The following is a 16,184-nucleotide window of genomic DNA, read 5'->3' as shown; positions in this document are numbered from 1 at the left end:
CCCGGTGCCCCATCGTTGGAGCTATGGGCTAGAGCATTAAGTTTACAACGTTATTTCAGGAGCGTTCTACTAGGAATTGATGATGACGGCACCGTAGTGGGTGTGAGTCATGCAGAACTCGTACTGACGCGAATTATGAATATGCTTCGCGATTCCGTTAAGCCTGATATCTCGATGTTTATTTCCCCGAACATCACGCTAGTTAACGGTCTTCAGGTGATCGTTCTTGCCATTCAGAGAGGTACCTCAAGGCCTTATTATATCGCAGAAAAAGGACTTAAACCATCTGGCGTCTATGTGAGACAAGGTACGTCGTCCGTCCCAGCATCTGAGGCTGCCATTAGGCGAAAGATTATCGAGACTGACGGCGAAAAATATGAAGATATTCGTTCCATAAATCAGGATATCACCTTCGTAGAAACCGCCAATGCCTTTAAACACCAAGAGCTAGCTTTTGGAAAGCCAGATGAAAACATTACATTTGATTAATCCCGATCACGTATTTACCAACTTAGGTTTACTACTATCCGATCAATGCTCTCATACTGTCAAAGCCGCCGTTTTTGACGGTCCCGATAAAAGCATTTTTAAAGACAGAAGGGAATTTACAGGCTCGTTACTGCAGCAACTTACAGGAGTGTATGCGTATATCGATTTGCATAATAAGACCGCCGCGCAATTCAAAGGAATCAGCCGAATCGACAGGAGAGATTATCCCGAAGCCGCTATACGTGAGGCCTTACTCAATTCCATTGTTCACAGAGATTATTCCTTCAGCGGAAGCACTCTGATCAATATATATACTGATCGCATCGAATTCNTATCCCGAAGCCGCTATACGTGAGGCCTTACTCAATTCCATTGTTCACAGAGATTATTCCTTCAGCGGAAGCACTCTGATCAATATATATACTGATCGCATCGAATTCGTTTCGCTTGGTGGTCTTGTAAAAGGGATTACCATAAATGATATTATGCTAGGTATTTCCCAACCAAGAAATGAAAAGCTGGCTTCTATCTTTTATCGTCTTAAGCTCATTGAAGCCTATGGTACGGGAATCAGCAAAATAATGACCAGTTACCAGGGTTATGAATTCGGACCTGAACTGCAGGCTTCGGACAATGCTTTTGTGATTACACTATACAATAGGAATCAATCTGTTAGCTCAGATAAAGTAGCAGATATCGAAACTATGTCCGCAGAAGATACTGTATTGAGATATTTGGAAACCAATCCCTATATGGTCAGAAAAACGGTTGAACAACTATATAAACGTGGGTCAAACAGCCGCGGGCAGGGTGCTCCATGACATGGTGAGAAAAAACTTAATTTACTCTGTTGGATCAGGGAGAAGCACAAGGTATACCTTAGTAAGGTAAGGGCACGGCAAAACACTATCACGTCGGATGGTGTTATCTGTCTACAGAAAATTTTTTTAAAATGGTTGCAGCAACCTCCAGCGAGTGAACTCCTTTTGCAAGATCAACAATAAACTCTACAGCGTACTCACGTTCCATTCTTACATGTTTGCCGTTCATCATAAGAAACGATTTGGCAACCAAATAGGCTGTCCGTTTATTTCCGTTGTGGAAACAATGATTCTTCACCAGAAATTCTAGCAGGGCAGCAGCTTTATCAAATAAATGGGGATAAGCATCTTCTCCAAAAATACTTTGTTGCGGTCTATGTACCGCAGATTCCAGCAACCCGTGATCCTTCACTCCTGCCTGATCTGCGTCATTCATTTTTCGCATGATGAAATAGTGGGCTGAAATAACCTCTTCTTTGGTCAGGAATAGGGTCATCTCATCGGTCCCCTAAGTCTTCAAGAATGCCCTTATCTTCTTCAAACACATCAAAAAATGCTTCAAGCACTTCGGGTCGTACATGTTCAGGGAGTTGGGCCTGCCGAATCTTTCTCAATACAATTTCACCGCGATCATTTAATTGTATTAACTTTTATAACATATGTACATTTTACTAAATTTCTCTACAAATATAAAGCAAAACACCATCCTCATACGGATGGTGTTCATGATGGTGGAGGCGGGGGCATGCACGGCCGGATGTGCTTCAAGCAGCTGATGAATCCGTTCGTTGATCGGCTCGATCGTCGGCTCGCCGGGCAGCTCGTGGTTCAGCTTGTACTTTTGCTTGAGCGCAAGAATCCGGCGAACGCTGGCATCCAACCGCTCAGACGTCAGCCGCCCGGCGTCAAATTCGCTGCGCAGCGCATCCATAGCTTGGCGGGCCAGGTTATAGTCGTGAGCGATCATCACGATATCTGCACCGGCCTGAACGGCGGCGACGGCGGCTTCGCCGATGCTTTGCTGCTTGACGATGGCGCCCATCGTCAGATCGTCTGTCAGGACAACCCCGGTGAAGCCAAGCTTTTCCCGCAGCAGTCCGGTTACGATTCCGGGGGACAGCGAGGCCGGGTTATGCTCGTCCAGCTTGGGCAGCAGCAGATGAGCAACCATCACGGCATCGGCTCCGCCATCAATCGCCTGCTTGAACGGGACCAGCTCCAGGCGGCGCAGCTGCTCGGCGGATTTGCGCACAACAGGCAGCTCCAGATGCGAATCCGTATCCGTATCCCCGTGGCCGGGAAAATGCTTCACGACCGGAACGACGCCCTGGGCGGCAATGCCGTTCATCGCCTGTACGCCCAGCTCGGCGACCAGCGCAGCATCGGTTCCATAAGAGCGGGGGCCGATCACCGGATTGGCCGGGTTGTTGTTTACATCGAGCACGGGGGCAAAATTCATATTCATGCCGAGCGCCCGCAGCTCTGCGCCAAGCAGCTCGCCGATGCTGCGGGCCAGCTGCGCATCCTTCGTTTTGCCGATGCGGGCGTTGTCCGGCAGCGCCGAAAAGTCGGCGGGCAGCCGGCTGACGGCTCCGCCCTCCTGATCGACGCTTAGCCAAAGCGGGAGCTTTTGCTTTCTGCCCGCAGTTTTCAGCTCGCGGATGAGTGAGGCGGTCTGATTCAGCGTGGACAGATTGCGTTTGTACAGGATGACGCCTCCGATCTTCCGGTCCTGAATAAAGGAGGCGGCTTGCGTATCCAGCTTTAGTCCATCCAGGCCGATCAGCACAAGCTGTCCAAGCTTCTCCTCCGCTGAGAGCTGGCTGAGCGCGGCTTCAACCGGGTCGGCGAGCGGAGATGGAGCAGGTTGCGGGCTGTTGCTGCTGTTTCCCGAGCCGCCGGGAGCTTCCGCAGCGGGCGGGGCTGTTGTTCCGTCGCTGCTGCTGGAGCCGTTGCTGCTGCTGTTGAAGCAGCCTGCCAGCAGGGGCAGCAGCAAGGCGGCGGTTAGCGACAGCGCCCGCATCCGTGCGCATCGTTGGCTTGTCAGGCGTTTTTCTATGAACGACTTGCAGTCATGCAGGGGCTGCGGCGGAATGCCATGAACGCTCTCAGTGGAAGCTGGGTGGTGTCCGGGCCACATCCGGGTTGTCGCGATTTGTTTACGTATCGTCATCGAATGACCTGCCTTTTTAGTGAGAAGCTGTGCATGATGCATAAAATAGGTACTAAGGATACTATACCCAATAATCGCCAGTTTGCATTCGCATGCCTGGGCGGAAGCCGTAACTGAGCTTGAATTTCCACAAGCGTCGGGCTTTCTGCTATGATGAAGAGGATGAACTGGAAGCTTGAGGAAATGATGCCGGGAGAGGGGATACGTGATGACTGGGCAAATGATCGGACCGTGGATCGAACGAATTCGTGCCAATATTGCGGAAGTGATCGTCGGCAAGGAGGCGGTCGTGGACCTGCTGCTTACGGCGCTGCTGGCGAACGGCCATGCCTTGCTGGAGGATGTGCCGGGGACGGGGAAAACCTTGCTGGCGAAGTCGCTAGCGCGTTCGCTGGCATGTTCATTTAAGCGCATACAATTTACACCCGACTTGCTGCCCTCCGATCTGAGCGGCATTAACTTTTATAATCAGCGCTCCGGTGAGTTTGAATTTCGTCCGGGTCCGGTGTTTGCCGGTATTTTGCTGGCGGACGAAATAAACCGGGCAACGCCGCGCACGCAATCCAGCCTGCTGGAATGTATGGAGGAGCGCCAGATTACGATTGATGGGGTGACCCATCAGCTGGAGCGGCCGTTTCTGGTTGTCGCCACGCAAAATCCGGTCGATAACCAAGGGACGTTTCCGCTGCCGGAGGCGCAGCTCGACCGTTTTTTGCTGCGGATCGAGATGGGGTATCCGACCTTCGAGGAAAGTATGGGCATCCTCCAGCGCTTTCGGCAGGCGCAGCCGCTGGAACGGTTATCTGCAGTCGCCAGCGCCGATGAAGTCGTGAGCGCTCAGCAGCAGGCTGCAGAGGTGCGCGTTCACGATGAGCTGGTCGGCTACATCGTCCGGCTGGCCGAGGCGTCGCGCCGACAGCCGGATGTGGCGCTTGGCGTCAGCCCGCGCGGCATGCAGGCGCTGCTGCGAGCATCGCAGGCGTATGCGCTTGTACGCGGACGCGATTACGTAACGCCGGATGATATCAAGGCGATGGCTGTCCCGGTGTTAGCCCACCGTCTGCTGGTGCAGGGCGGCTTGCGGGTTCGGGGCAGCGGCGGCCAGAGCGCGGAGGTCGTTCGCCGGCTGCTGGCGGCTGTCGAGGTACCGAGTGAGCCGACGGGTCCGGAAGGGACGGAACCGGGAGCAATCGGAACTGGAACGGGACCTGGAACTGCAGCTGCGGCTGGTCGGCTGTCCGGGGGACGGTAGGTGATGGGCATTCCTTCGCTGCTGTTTGGTACCGTGGTGATGCTCGCCGTTGTAGGGCTTGTATATCGCTGGCGAGCGCTGCACAGGCTGGAGTATTCGCGCCACTTCTCGCAGGCAGCCGCTTATGCGGGCGACCGGGTCGAAATGGTGGAGCGGATCGTGAACCGCAAGCTGCTGCCCTTGCCGTGGTTGAGACTGGAGGCCTTGATTGCGCGCGGACTCGTATTTGGTTCGCAGACGCAGCTGGATATTCGCAGCGGCGAGCTGTTTCAGAATCATATCAGCCTGTTCAGTCTCCGGCCGTACCGGCAGTTGATTCGCCGCCATGAGGTGCTTTGTGCCAAACGCGGCCTGTACCGGCTCGATTCGGCGACGGTCACTGCGGGCGACCCGTTTGGCCTGTTTACCGGCTCGCGCAGATTTGCGCTGGAGGCGGAGCTGCTTGTATACCCGCAGCCTGCTGCGCTGGACGAGCTGCCGCTGCCGGTCCGCAGCTGGCTGGGTGAGCTGCCGGTGCGCCGCTGGATTGCGGAGGACCCGTTTCTGACCTCAGGTGTAAGGGATTATCGTCCGGGTGATCCGCTATCGGCGGTCAACTGGAAGGCGACGGCCCGGATCGGGGGGCTGCAGGTACACCGGAAGGAGTTTACCGCCGACCAGCGGCTGATGATCGTGCTGAATCTTGACGTGACGGACGGCATGTGGAAGGCGGTTACCAACCCGTCCCGGATCGAGCAGGGCATCCGTTATGCCGCGTCTATTGCTTCGTATGCGGTCCGTCACGGCATGGAGGTCGGCTTGCTGTGCAACGGCCGGTTGTCCGGCGGCTCGCTTGAGCCGGTTCGTCTCGCGCCGGGGGGAGGGGAGCGCCAATTCATCGCGCTGCTGGAGCAGCTGGCCCGGCTGGAGCTGGAAACCGTAGTCACGATAAACGGCTTGCTGGAGCAGGAAGCGCTGCGGCTGGAAAGCGACGCAGCTGCGGCAGGCCGAGAGTCGCCGGCGGATTATGTGCTGCTGACCTGTCATACGGCCGCCTCGCTGCTGGAGCGGGCTGATCGGCTGAGCGCGCAGGGCAGCCGGGTGGAGCTGCTTCTGATCCCGGAAGTGGAAGCCGACGCGGAGGTGGGGGCGGTATGAGCGAACAGCTTGCGAATGCGGCCTCCCGGCCGGGGGCGCCAAGACTGCCGAGACTGCCGAGACTGCCGAGACTGTGGAGTCGCGGACTGACGGAGCTGCTTTTCGTTCTGCCGATTGCCCTGGCGGCTGCGGGCTACGGGTGGCCGCCTGGGTCAACGAGCGGGGCAGCGCCTTGGTTATGGCTCGGTGCGCTGCCAGTGTTAGTGCTGCCTGCCGCCTGGATCGGCTTCCGCTGCAAATGGCGGTGGCAGCAGCTGCTGGCTGCGCTGCTGCTCGGCCTGCCGGCGGGCTGGCTGCTGGGCGGAGCCGCGACCGCTGGCGCAGATATCGCGGCTGTGACGGCCGGCTCATGGCTGCGGCTGCTTGCTACGGTGGCAGCCATGTACCTCGGCATGACCGCGTTCAGCCGTGCAAATGCGTTGTCTCTGTATGTCGCTGGAGCATTCAGCTATATGCTTGCGGCCATCGTGTTTCCGTTTCGGCCGGAGTGGACGCCGCTGCTGCCTGTATTGACGGCGGCCGGTCTGCTCAGTCTGGTCATCGCACTTTTCTCGATGAATGGCGCGTATTTGCATACGGTGGCCTTGTCCGGCGACCGGCCTGCCGTACTGGCTGCTGCGCTGCGTCGGCATAACCGCTGGTATGTAAGCGTGCTGCTGCTGGCTGCTATTGCGGCAGGCAGCCTGAGCGGAATCGTGTGGCGGGGCGTGAAAGCGCTGCTGGGTTGGCTGCTGAGCGGGGAAGCAGAGCCGCCTCCAGCCGCTCGGCAGCCTGCAGAGCCCCAGGCGCCGCCACCCGCCTGGCCCATGGAGGAGCCGCAGGAGCCCGGCTGGCTCGCGCAGTTGATGAATATGCTGTTTTATGCAATCGGCACGCTGCTGCTGCTGGCTTTGGCTGTCGCGCTGCTGCTTGTGCTGTACCGCAAAGGGCCGCCAATCATCAAGGCGGCGCTGGACCGGCTGCTGGCGCTGCTGCGGCGTTCGCCGGAGCCGATGACCGGCGTCGGTTATGTGGACGAGGAGCAGGACGTCTGGTCGTGGGAGTCATTCAGCCGTCCCTGGCGGAAGCTTGGCTCCGGCCGGTTGCGTTCCGGGCATAAGGAGGCGCGTTGGGAGGAGCTGCCCGATGGAGCGGCTCGGGTCCGGTATTTATATCGGAGCTGGCTGCGGAAGCAAGCCGGGCGCGGGTACCCGGTCCAGAAGCAGCTGACGCCGCGCGAAACGGTGTCCGACGTCATGCGGTGGGGGAGAGAGCAGCCCTTGCGGCAGGCGGATCAGCTGCATATTCAGGAGCAGGCCGAATTGGGCGAGGCTTTGCTGGAGCCGTACGAGGAGAGCCGCTACGGGGAGAGGCAGCCGGACGACGCCCGGCTGGCGGCGCTGCGGGAGAAGCTGAAGTAAGGCAGAGGCACGCATAGCCAGCTTCCGGGCGTTCGCTGAAACCGCGCACACCGGCCTGAAGAGGCCGGTGTGTGCGTGAGCATGATGTCTGTAATCCTAAGTAATCCTATGTAATCTACAATTAAGCGTACACTCGTTCAAACTCTTCGTCCGTTTTCACGGGATACAAGATACCCTCGATCAGCCCGATGATGGAGGGTATTGTTGTCCCGCAATTTTATCATAGGACAGCCCATTATGGCGTTTCCTACTTCATACAAGCAGTCGTTCGCCGGGTCGAGCGGAGCGAAGCCCCGTGAAGCCCTCAGCCGTCAGCTGCGCGCATACGGCATCCGTCGCCTCGCGTCCAGTATGAACGGGAATGGTCACCTCGCTGCTGAAGGCGCTGAGCATGCGCCGCACATCGTTAAGGCCTTGATGCACCTTGTAGCGCAGCTTGATCGTCTCCATATGTACAGCGCTTACATCGTGAGGGTCAGACTGGAGCGCTGCCGCTTCAACGGGAGCCAGGGTGTTCCGGGCAGGCTTCCGGTTATTGGAGCTGTCGGCAGGAGCAAGATCGGCTGAACCGACCGGGCCGCTAGCCGTTAAAGCGCGGCCGGTGCTTTTTCCTTCGCTGGAAAGCAGCCGCTGTCCGAAGCTGCCCTCGGCCAAGTGGCCGGTCAGCACAACGCAGCCGCGTCCGGCAGCAGACAGTCTGCGGTAATATTCCTGCGCGCGCGCCGACTGCATCATGCCGTCGCCGGTGAAATACAACCCGGACCGCCCGGCTGTAAACGCCCGGCTGCGCTGCTCCTCCGTCTCGATGACCGTTAGCCGGGGGCTTGTCAGACAGCGGGCGATCCGCCCGCTTGCTTCGGGGCGCAGCCATTCCGGCTGACTGGCCATCTGCGCAAGCGCTTCGATCAGCTCGTGTTCGGCGTACAGGGCGGCGTCGGCGAACTGTTCGCTGGCCCAGACGAGCAGGTCCTGGCCCCGCCCGAACATCGGGACGGGCAGCAGCACAGAGCCGCCTTGCGCCAGCGCAGCCGTAATCCGGTCGGCAAGCTTGCCCAGCTTGACCGCCTGCGGCTCCTCATCCATGCCGTATGCGGCGTCCACCAGCGCTGCGTGAATCGTCTCCGGCTGAGCTTCGCCTTGAGGCCAAGGCAGCCGCTCCGGGCCGTCAGCCGCCAGCAGCGGCGACTCGTCCGTATAGTCTCCGGAGAAAAATAGACGCCGACCCTCCAGCTCCAGCAGAAGCCAGACGGAGCCTGGCAAATGTCCGCTGCGCCCCCAGCAGACACGGATCGAAGGCGCAATCTCAATCCACGTTCCGGCTGCGCCCGCTTCGTCCAGATAGGCGAACCGGAGCGCCTGAATATGCTCTTCGTTATAGGGCAGCTCGGCTTGACGGCCCTTCACATACCCGGACCACGCAGCGAAATAAGCGCCGACCTGCTGCGCAGTAGCGCGGGTCGTCCAGATGACGCCGCTGTAGCCGTATTTGTACAGCAGCGGCAGGGCGACCGAATGATCCTCATGCGCATGGGATAAAAACACCGTATCCAGCAGCGCCGCCGCCTGCGGGTCGATCAGCGGATATTCTCCGCTGCCTGTTTTTTTGACCCCGCAGTCCAGCAGCACCCGGCGTCCGGCGTGAAGCAAGTAATAGCTGGAGCGGCCGTGCTCGCCGGCCCCTCCCCAGATGTCAAGTTGCATGCTGCATCAGTCCACTTTCTGCTTTGAACTTAATCGGTTGATGCCCAGCAGCATCAGCGTGGTCAGCCCGACGGAGACGACGGCCATGGCCATCCCTAGCGACACTTTGCCTTGCTCGAACTGGGCGAAAATATACGTCGCCGACGTCTCCATGGACGGCGGCAAAATCATCAGCGAAGCGACCAGCTCGCGGATCGAAATCGTGAAGGTCATCATCCAGCCCGCCAGCATGCCGGGGATGATCAACGGCAGCACAATGCGCCGGAAAATATAAGCCGGTTTCCCGCCGAATACACGTCCCGCCTGAAACAGAGAGTCGTCCAGCTGCGAGAAATTCGCTTTTACATACTGCACGGTGTACGGCAGGAAGAAGACGACATAGGTCAGCACAACCATCCCGTACGTGTTGTACAGCGGAATCGGCATCCAGGGCGCGTTCCACAGCAAAATCAGGCCGACGACAATGACGATGCCCGGCACGGTGTTGGGCAGCAGGCTGAACAAATCGGTGGTCCGCTGCGGCCATGTCCGCGATTGCCGGATCGTCAGCGCAAACCAGGTGCCCAGAATGACCGAAATCGTTGCGGCGACGAGGGACAGGCTGAGGCTGTTCAGCAGCGCCTGCATGCTTTTGGAGCCCCAGGTCAGCAGCTCGATATAATGGCCAAGCGTCAGATTGTTCCAGGCGAGGCCGACGCCGCGCAGCTTCATCAAGGACGCGGACACGATCGAGAAGTACGGCACGCCGATCGACAGCGCCAGCAGCAGCGTCACATACCCCCAGACAAGCAGCCCGGTCAGCGTTTGCAGCGGGTATTGCTTGGAGCGGCTGCCCTTTCCGCCGACGAGCCGGTACGTAAACCGCTGACTGATGACGGTTTGTCCAACCCATAACAGCAAGCAGGTGCTCAGCAGCACGGAGGCGAGCGCCGTCGCTTTGCCGAAATCAATCGGCCAGCTGGAAATATATTTGTGAATTTCCGAGGTGAGCACGTAAAATCCGATCTTGCGCCCGAACGTAGCGGGCGTGCCGAATTCAGCAATCGTCTTGACGAAGACGAGCAGCGCGCCCATCGCGTAGCTGGAGATCAGCAGCGGCAAAATAATGCGCCGGAACCGGTAAAAAAACCGTCCGCCATGCACCGCCGCCGCCTCCTCGCGGCTGCCGCCGATTTGCAGCAGCGCGTTGCGCAAAATCAGATACAGGAACGGGAACAGGTGCAGGCTCATGATCGCGACCATGCCGAAAAGGCTGAAGAAGGCCGGGGTCCAGCTGGCGGCTGCGGGCAGCAGCTGCTCCAGATAGCCGTTTTTCTGCATAAATAAAATCCAGCCCATCGAGCCGATATACGGCGGCGTCATAAATGGGACAAGCAGCACGATGTCCAGCCAAGCATGGCGGCCCAGACTTGTCTTGGCAACCATCCAGGCAAGCGGCAGCGCCAGCAGCGTGGAGCCGGCTACGACACATGCGCCAAGCCAGAGTGAATGGAGGAACACTTCGCCGAGCTTGTTTTCGACAATGGCGCGCAGCGGGGCCGACACATCCAGCACGCCGTCCGGATAGACGCTCGTCGTAAAGATGAAAAAAAGCGGGACGACCACAAGCATCGCCAGCAGCAGCAGAGCGAGGGTCATCCCTAACGTTTTAAAGGATAGCAAGCTTCTGTAAGGCATTCGATCACCGTCTCAGGCCGTATTATTTGAACAGTTGACTAAACTTTTTCGTCACATCGTTGCCGTTTGTATCCATCCACGTCCAGTCGATCTTCATTTGCGGAATTTGATCGACGCCGGCGCGGTCCTTAACCGGAATGTCCTTGCGGCCCGGCAGCAGGTACGTGTTGGCAACAAGCTTCTGCGCTTCGTCCGACAGCAGGTAGTCGATAAATGCTTTGGCGTTGTCCTGGTTTTGGCTCGTTTTGAGAATAGCTGCCGGACGTGGGCTGATCACGGTGCCGCTGGCCGGATAGACCATATCGACAGGCTCGCCCTTCGCCTTCGCCTGATACGTCATGTAGTCAACGCCAGCTGCGACAATGCTTTTCGCCCCCGTAATGACCGGGTCGAGCGCTTCCTGGTTTGCTCCGGCCAGCGCGACTTCATTTTTCTTGTACTGATCAAACAGCTCCCAGCCGGCTTCGCCTTTACCGCTCAAGTAACCCGTGATAAAGTCCAGCGCCGAGCCGGACAACGCCGGATCAGGGATGTTAACCTTGCCCTTCCATTCCGGCTTGGCGAGATCGCTCCACTCCTTCGGCGGGGCTGCAACCTGCTTCGTATTGTAGACAATTCCGAGCGCCGACGCGCTGTAGCCGAAGAAATGCCCTTCCTTGTCGGACCAGTCAGGGATGAGCTTGTCCGCATTGGCGGCTGTCGGGTAAGCCAGCGTCAGTCCGCTTTTCTTCAAGCCTTGCGCCGAAGGCAGGGAGGCGAGTACGACAACGTCCACGACAGGATTTGCTTTCTCGGCTTCCATCCGGGCCAAAATTTTACCTGTCGTTCCCTGGAACATTTCCACCTTGACGCCGGTTTTTGCTTCATAGCCCTTCTGGATGCCCTCAGCGAGCTCCTTCGGTCCTGCGCTGTAGACGACCAGCTTGCCGGTCAGCTTTTTCTCATCCTGCTTCGTTTCCGGGGTCGCCGCCGGTTTTTCGGCTTGAGGCGTCGGCGCCGCACCGTTGCTGGCCGGATTGGCCGCCGTGCCGCAGCCTGCCGCTGTCATACCAAGCATGGCCGTTAACAGTAAAGTAGCCCCGTTTTTCCAACTTTTCTTCCTGATCATCGTATAATTCCTCCCTTAGGATAAGTGATTGATGTGATGAATATGTGCGGTGAGTACATAAATCGGGAGCTGCCTGCCCGTCTGCAGCCGATCTTCCCGGTAAGCGATCCAGTGGCCCAGCTCGCCCATATCAAGGCCGATTTCGTAACGGTCGCCCAAGTAGCTGACGCTGCGCACGGTGCCCTGAAAGCATTCCGCGGGCTGACCATCCGCCGGGTCTGTCCAGCGAATTTGCTCCGGACGGATGAGCTTTCGGTCGGTTTCGATCCAGTTCGACTTGCCGATAAAACGCGCGACGAACGGGTCCTCGGGCCGCCGGTAAATGTTCTCGGGCGAGCCTTGCTGCAAAATGCGTCCGGCTTGCATCACGACGATTTCATCCGACATCGACATCGCTTCGGTCTGGTCATGGGTTACATACAAGGCGGTCAAGCCTGCGTCCTGCACCAGATTCATCAGCTCCAGCCGCATGTCGTCGCGCAGCACCGCATCGAGTGCGCTAAGCGGCTCGTCGAACAACACAAGCGCAGGCTTCATGGCAATCGCCCGAGCGAATGCGACGCGCTGCTGCTGGCCTCCGGATAACTGGTGCGGGTAACGCTTTTCCATGCCCCGCAGACGAACCCGGTCGATCGCTTCCTCTACGCGCCGGTTCAGCTCCTGCTTTTGCCCGGTCGCCCGCAAGCCGAAGGCGATGTTTTCGAAGACGGTCATATGCGGCCACAGCGCAAAATCCTGAAACACCATGCCGAACTGCCGTTTATGTGCCGATTCGTCGATCCGCCGCGAGGCGGAAAATAAGACGCGTTCACCGAGCGTAATGTCGCCCTGATCAGGCTGCTCCAGTCCGGCGATCATCCGCAGCAGTGTTGTTTTGCCGCAGCCGGAAGGGCCAAGCAATGTTGTAAACCGGCCTTTCCTGATCGTCAAGTCGGTGGGGTGCAGAGCCTGCACCTGGCCGAACGCCTTTGCCAATCCGCGAATCATGACATCCATGCTGGTATCCTTCCTGTTTGTTGTGATTAGCTTCAGTTTACCGGGTGAAATGCAGAAGAATGTTATCGTCACGTAAAGCTTCTGTTAAAGTTATCAATGGATACTATTAAAAATCATAGATTTTATCTATACTGTTGCCATGCTAGCCAAGTTGATGACGAGGAGGGGCATCCGGTGAATTTGAATTTGCTGAAGCTGCAGATGGTCGAGTTGCTGGAGAGGCATCAGAAAATTACGACGGTGGCTGAGCAGCTTGGGCTGAAGCAGCCGACGATCACCTTTCACATGAAAAACCTGGAGCAGGAGCTGGGGGTGCAGCTGTTCGAATCGCGGGCGGGCAAAACGCTGCTGACGGAGGCGGGGAGATCGCTGCACCATTATGCGGTGAAAATCAACGCGCTGGCGCAGGAAGCGGAGCGGGTGGTGAAGGAATTCGACGAGCTGGGGCGAGGCGTACTGCGGATCGGCGCGAGCTACGTGCCGGGCACGTATATGCTGCCTCGGGTGATGCATGCCTTTTCCCGCAGCTACCCGCGAATTTCGCTGACGCTGGAGGTCAAGACCGCGCCTGCGATCAAGCAGCTGCTGCTGGATCATGAGATTGATATCGGGGTGCTGTCAACCGAGCCGTTTCAGCTGGCGCCGCTGGTCAGCGAGCCGCTGTGCGAGGATGAGCTGGTTGTGATTTTCGCGCCGCAGCATCGGTTTGCCGAGCAGCCGCAGCTGGAGCCCGCGCATTTGGCGGAGACGCCGTTTCTGCTGCACGGTCCGGCCTCCAGCACCCGGCAGCTGACCGACCGCTGGGCGCAAAGCCACGGCGTGCCGCTGTATGCGCGGCTGGAGCTGGATTCGCTGGAGGCGATCAAGCAGGTCGTGATGCTGGGCGACTGCGTTTCCTTCGTATCCCGCCAGGCGGTACAAAAGGAAGTGCTGCGGGGCGAGCTGGCTTGCCGGCCGATTCCGCAAAATACGTTCCGGCGCGATATTCATTGCGCGTACAATGCGGACAGACGCCATTCGGCTGTATTGGACCGATTTATCGCGCAGCTGCGTCAGGAGGCGCTGGAGGTCCGGTGACATGGGAACGCTTTGATTTCCAAACGAAAGACCCCAAACTCCACTGTAAAATGGAGGCTGGGGTCCTTTTTCTCAAGGAAAATCGGTCGATATCGAAGGCTTAAAACGTATTATAGATATTATCGCATTCTTCACTGGTCGGCTGATAAAAGCAGTGAAGCTTGTATCGTGCTACAAGAGGCTGACCATACCAGGTCGGCGGGCATGGCTGTGGGGCTGTGGGCGTTCCCGGGCGGAAATACCAGAGGGAAAATTTGGCCGGCCAATATCGCTCCCCATTCACAGCCCGGCGTGCCAGACGGCGTTCGCTTTCTCTTGCTTTTTGATAATACATGCCATGCTGCAGCGCCTCAAACGCGTGCGGCTGGTTGATCATTTGGGGAATGGTCCGGATGCCTTTAAAATCGGAGCAATTCGCTCTGATCCGGTTAACGCCTACATTTCCAACCAGGAGCATGCCCCGTTCACCTTCACCTACAGCTTCGGCTCGCAGCAACCTTGCCAACATGTCAACATCCTGGTCCCTGGCTTTCACGACTGCCATCGGCTCACCTCATTTGTTGTTCTAAACTCATTCATATTGCAGGCGAAGCGGATGTATGACAGTCACGCTGTTATTTCGTTGAGATTTTGTCGCTGCGAAGGAGGGGACAACCCCTCCTCACATCTTGAGTAAGCCTGCAATAAACGCGGCCGAAGCCGCAAAGCATGCGACAGTCCGGACGTGATTCCACGCCATCCAGACGGGAACGAACTTTTGCCAGAAGGCGCTGCCTGCTTCGCTTTCCGGGGTCACCTTCGCAAGCTTCATGTTCAAAGGTACATTGAAGGCGCCTGTCACGCCGAGGCCTCCGATTACGTAAAACAGTCCTCCGGCAAGCGCATACTCCGTTCCCGGCAACCCCCAGCTCATGAGCGCTCACGCCATCAGGACGATACCGATCAACCCCGTTCCGAAAAACAACAGCGAGCAAAGCAAGCTTTGCACGGTTATATTGATGGACTGCATGGCGGCAATGCCTCGATCAGCTGAGAGGCGGGCGAGTGCTCTCATCACGAACCCCGAGAATGCGAACAAGACGCCTCCGACGGCGGCGGCAGAGACAGCGGCGGTAAAGGTCAAGACATAGACATAGGAGAAGTCATCCATGCGAGTCCACTGCCGACCAGACCCCGGTCGCCGCCGCGCTGCGTGCGAACTCCTGGAATTCACGCGGCTCCCGTCCTAGCGCCCTGCTCACACCGTCGGCAAGCTCCGAATTGCGGCCGTCCAGCACACGGGTGAACAAGTCGACGAGCAGTTCGATGAAATCCGCAGGAAGCCCTTCATGGCGCAGGCCCGCAACGAACTCCTCGACGGAAATGCGTACGAACCGAATATCCCGCCCGGTTGCCTGTGCAAGCATGTCTGCGATTTCCGCAAACGTAAGCGAACGCGGTCCTGTCAGCTCGTAGGTTTGACCGATATGCCGGTCGTCGGTCAACGCGGCGACTGCGACATCTGCGATATCGTCCGCGTCCAGGAACGGCTCCGGTACATCCTTGGCCGGCAGGGCGATGACGCCGCTTCGCACGGCATGGCACAGGAAGCTTTCGTTAAAATTCTGGTTGAACCAGCTCGCCCTGACGATTGTCCAGTCTGCCCCAGAATCCCGGAGCGCCTGCTCAGCGATGAAGGCGCCTTCTTCGCCGCGTCCCGACAACAGGATGAGCCTGCGAACGCCCATCTCGACTGCAAGCCTGGAGAACGCCGCAATGTCCTCCGGTGCTCCGGGGATTGCGAGATCAGGATAATAGGCGACGTAAGCTGCCCGTACTCCTTCAAGGACGTCCCGCCAAGACGCTCGATCGGTCCAGTCAAAGGACGGACTTCCCGACCGCGACCCGATCCGGACAGCAAGCCCGCGAGCCGTGAGCTGCTCCGCGACTCTTCGTCCCGTCTTGCCTGTGCCTCCGATGATCAGTATCGGCTTGCCCTTGTTCATCAGGAGGAGAGATGGTGTCCAGTTGAACAAAATCAGCAAACCTTCTGAGGTGAAAACCTTTGATCACCCCCAACGTTTTGGTGCGAACAGCGACCCGGCCAATTCTCCTGAAATTTTGAATTTCTTTACTGATGGCCACAATGTTCGCTATCTTGATTCTTCTTGTCGGAAATTCTCCGCCGTCAGCAGATGCGGCAACGACGGTTGTTTGGCATACTTTTTTGATCACCGGGAAAACGCTTTTTTGTATCTTTCATTTAAAAATACCTGATCGCCAATTGATGATATAAGAAATTGCCGAAACGTAGTCAGCTTACACCTGTTGCGTTTCAAAATCGGCATAGCTATTCCCTCCTCATCGTTTTGCT

At 57.7% G+C, this 16,184-nt stretch carries 17 protein-coding genes; 7 read left to right on the top strand and 10 right to left on the bottom strand.

Annotated elements, in window-relative coordinates:
- Both AC6ROY_RS15970 and AC6ROY_RS15965 read left to right on the top strand, forming a co-directional pair.
- On the top strand, window positions 1-489 hold a 489-nt coding region (locus AC6ROY_RS15970; RefSeq protein ID WP_500101562.1), incomplete at its 5' end, for an AlbA family DNA-binding domain-containing protein.
- A 305-nt stretch (window positions 490-794) separates the two neighbouring features.
- Window positions 795-1,310 carry an ATP-binding protein gene (locus tag AC6ROY_RS15965; RefSeq protein WP_500101572.1) on the top strand — a complete coding sequence of 172 codons (516 nt, stop codon included), beginning with the start codon at window positions 795-797 and terminating at the stop codon, window positions 1,308-1,310.
- 103 nt (window positions 1,311-1,413) lie between these two features.
- Here the strand turns inward: AC6ROY_RS15965 and AC6ROY_RS15960 are convergent, their stop codons facing one another.
- Both AC6ROY_RS15960 and nagZ read right to left on the bottom strand, forming a co-directional pair.
- Window positions 1,414-1,806 carry a type II toxin-antitoxin system death-on-curing family toxin gene (locus AC6ROY_RS15960; RefSeq protein ID WP_500101561.1) on the bottom strand — a complete coding sequence of 131 codons (393 nt, stop codon included), beginning with the start codon at window positions 1,804-1,806 and terminating at the stop codon, window positions 1,414-1,416.
- Window positions 1,807-1,953: 147 nt separating this feature from the next.
- The gene (gene nagZ / locus AC6ROY_RS15955) at window positions 1,954-3,483 is read right to left on the bottom strand and encodes a beta-N-acetylhexosaminidase (protein WP_500101560.1); all 1,530 of its coding nucleotides are present in this window, start codon (window positions 3,481-3,483) and stop codon (window positions 1,954-1,956) included.
- Between the two features lie 208 nt (window positions 3,484-3,691).
- Between nagZ and AC6ROY_RS15950 the strand changes: the two genes are divergently transcribed.
- The 3 genes from AC6ROY_RS15950 to AC6ROY_RS15940 are packed head-to-tail and all read left to right on the top strand — an operon-like array spanning window position 3,692 to window position 7,272.
- A complete protein-coding gene (locus AC6ROY_RS15950) occupies window positions 3,692-4,735 on the top strand; it encodes an AAA family ATPase (protein WP_500101571.1) in 1,044 nt (347 codons plus the stop codon).
- A gap of 3 nt (window positions 4,736-4,738) precedes the next feature.
- On the top strand, window positions 4,739-5,872 hold the full coding sequence (locus tag AC6ROY_RS15945) for a DUF58 domain-containing protein (protein WP_500101570.1): 1,134 nt from the start codon (window positions 4,739-4,741) through the stop codon (window positions 5,870-5,872).
- Window positions 5,869-7,272 carry a hypothetical protein gene (locus tag AC6ROY_RS15940; RefSeq protein ID WP_500101559.1) on the top strand — a complete coding sequence of 468 codons (1,404 nt, stop codon included), beginning with the start codon at window positions 5,869-5,871 and terminating at the stop codon, window positions 7,270-7,272. Before AC6ROY_RS15945 ends, AC6ROY_RS15940 begins: the two co-directional genes overlap by 4 nt.
- A gap of 252 nt (window positions 7,273-7,524) precedes the next feature.
- Here AC6ROY_RS15940 and AC6ROY_RS15935 read toward each other — a convergent pair whose 3' ends face one another.
- The 4 genes from AC6ROY_RS15935 to AC6ROY_RS15920 are packed head-to-tail and all read right to left on the bottom strand — an operon-like array spanning window position 7,525 to window position 12,754.
- Window positions 7,525-8,973 carry an MBL fold metallo-hydrolase gene (locus tag AC6ROY_RS15935; protein ID WP_500101558.1) on the bottom strand — a complete coding sequence of 483 codons (1,449 nt, stop codon included), beginning with the start codon at window positions 8,971-8,973 and terminating at the stop codon, window positions 7,525-7,527.
- Window positions 8,974-8,979: 6 nt separating this feature from the next.
- Window positions 8,980-10,650, bottom strand: coding sequence for an ABC transporter permease (locus tag AC6ROY_RS15930; protein WP_500101557.1), 1,671 nt, complete (start codon window positions 10,648-10,650; stop codon window positions 8,980-8,982).
- Between the two features lie 22 nt (window positions 10,651-10,672).
- Window positions 10,673-11,758, bottom strand: coding sequence for an ABC transporter substrate-binding protein (locus AC6ROY_RS15925; protein WP_500101556.1), 1,086 nt, complete (start codon window positions 11,756-11,758; stop codon window positions 10,673-10,675).
- 15 nt (window positions 11,759-11,773) lie between these two features.
- Window positions 11,774-12,754, bottom strand: coding sequence for an ABC transporter ATP-binding protein (locus tag AC6ROY_RS15920; protein WP_500101555.1), 981 nt, complete (start codon window positions 12,752-12,754; stop codon window positions 11,774-11,776).
- A gap of 174 nt (window positions 12,755-12,928) precedes the next feature.
- On the opposite strand from AC6ROY_RS15920, the gene AC6ROY_RS15915 reads away from it, so the two are divergent.
- Window positions 12,929-13,831 (top strand): LysR substrate-binding domain-containing protein, encoded by a 903-nt coding sequence (locus tag AC6ROY_RS15915; protein WP_500101554.1) that lies wholly within the window; start codon window positions 12,929-12,931, stop codon window positions 13,829-13,831.
- A 100-nt stretch (window positions 13,832-13,931) separates the two neighbouring features.
- Here AC6ROY_RS15915 and AC6ROY_RS15910 read toward each other — a convergent pair whose 3' ends face one another.
- From AC6ROY_RS15910 to AC6ROY_RS15895, 4 genes are all read right to left on the bottom strand, one after another.
- Window positions 13,932-14,375 (bottom strand): cell wall hydrolase, encoded by a 444-nt coding sequence (locus tag AC6ROY_RS15910; RefSeq protein WP_500101553.1) that lies wholly within the window; start codon window positions 14,373-14,375, stop codon window positions 13,932-13,934.
- A 117-nt stretch (window positions 14,376-14,492) separates the two neighbouring features.
- Window positions 14,493-14,744, bottom strand: coding sequence for an anthrone oxygenase family protein (locus AC6ROY_RS15905; protein WP_500101552.1), 252 nt, complete (start codon window positions 14,742-14,744; stop codon window positions 14,493-14,495).
- Window positions 14,745-14,750: 6 nt separating this feature from the next.
- Window positions 14,751-14,981 (bottom strand): hypothetical protein, encoded by a 231-nt coding sequence (locus tag AC6ROY_RS15900; protein WP_500101551.1) that lies wholly within the window; start codon window positions 14,979-14,981, stop codon window positions 14,751-14,753.
- Window positions 14,974-15,846, bottom strand: a complete 873-nt coding sequence (locus tag AC6ROY_RS15895) for an NmrA family NAD(P)-binding protein (RefSeq protein WP_500101550.1) — start codon at window positions 15,844-15,846, stop codon at window positions 14,974-14,976. The genes AC6ROY_RS15900 and AC6ROY_RS15895 overlap by 8 nt, the downstream gene beginning before the upstream one ends.
- Here AC6ROY_RS15895 and AC6ROY_RS15890 point away from each other — a divergent pair.
- Entirely contained in the window at window positions 15,839-16,087 is a 249-nt protein-coding gene (locus AC6ROY_RS15890; RefSeq protein WP_500101549.1) for a hypothetical protein, read from the top strand. The two genes, AC6ROY_RS15895 and AC6ROY_RS15890, sit on opposite strands and share 8 nt — an antisense overlap.
- Window positions 16,088-16,184 lie beyond the last annotated feature (97 nt).

The organism is Paenibacillus sp. sg306046, from assembly GCF_059821225.1.
The sequence above is the reverse complement of the archived record's forward strand: the minus strand, read 5'-3'. Positions and strand labels throughout refer to the sequence as shown.

Coding starts and splice junctions, on each gene's coding strand:
- AC6ROY_RS15960 (WP_500101561.1), bottom strand. CDS start 1,806: ATGACCCTATTCCTGACCAAAGAAGAGGTTATTTCAGCCCACTATTTC.
- nagZ (WP_500101560.1), bottom strand. CDS start 3,483: ATGACGATACGTAAACAAATCGCGACAACCCGGATGTGGCCCGGACAC.
- AC6ROY_RS15950 (WP_500101571.1), top strand. CDS start 3,692: ATGACTGGGCAAATGATCGGACCGTGGATCGAACGAATTCGTGCCAAT.
- AC6ROY_RS15945 (WP_500101570.1), top strand. CDS start 4,739: ATGGGCATTCCTTCGCTGCTGTTTGGTACCGTGGTGATGCTCGCCGTT.
- AC6ROY_RS15940 (WP_500101559.1), top strand. CDS start 5,869: ATGAGCGAACAGCTTGCGAATGCGGCCTCCCGGCCGGGGGCGCCAAGA.
- AC6ROY_RS15935 (WP_500101558.1), bottom strand. CDS start 8,973: ATGCAACTTGACATCTGGGGAGGGGCCGGCGAGCACGGCCGCTCCAGC.
- AC6ROY_RS15930 (WP_500101557.1), bottom strand. CDS start 10,650: ATGCCTTACAGAAGCTTGCTATCCTTTAAAACGTTAGGGATGACCCTC.
- AC6ROY_RS15925 (WP_500101556.1), bottom strand. CDS start 11,758: ATGATCAGGAAGAAAAGTTGGAAAAACGGGGCTACTTTACTGTTAACG.
- AC6ROY_RS15920 (WP_500101555.1), bottom strand. CDS start 12,754: ATGGATGTCATGATTCGCGGATTGGCAAAGGCGTTCGGCCAGGTGCAG.
- AC6ROY_RS15910 (WP_500101553.1), bottom strand. CDS start 14,375: ATGGCAGTCGTGAAAGCCAGGGACCAGGATGTTGACATGTTGGCAAGG.
- AC6ROY_RS15905 (WP_500101552.1), bottom strand. CDS start 14,744: ATGAGCTGGGGGTTGCCGGGAACGGAGTATGCGCTTGCCGGAGGACTG.
- AC6ROY_RS15900 (WP_500101551.1), bottom strand. CDS start 14,981: ATGGATGACTTCTCCTATGTCTATGTCTTGACCTTTACCGCCGCTGTC.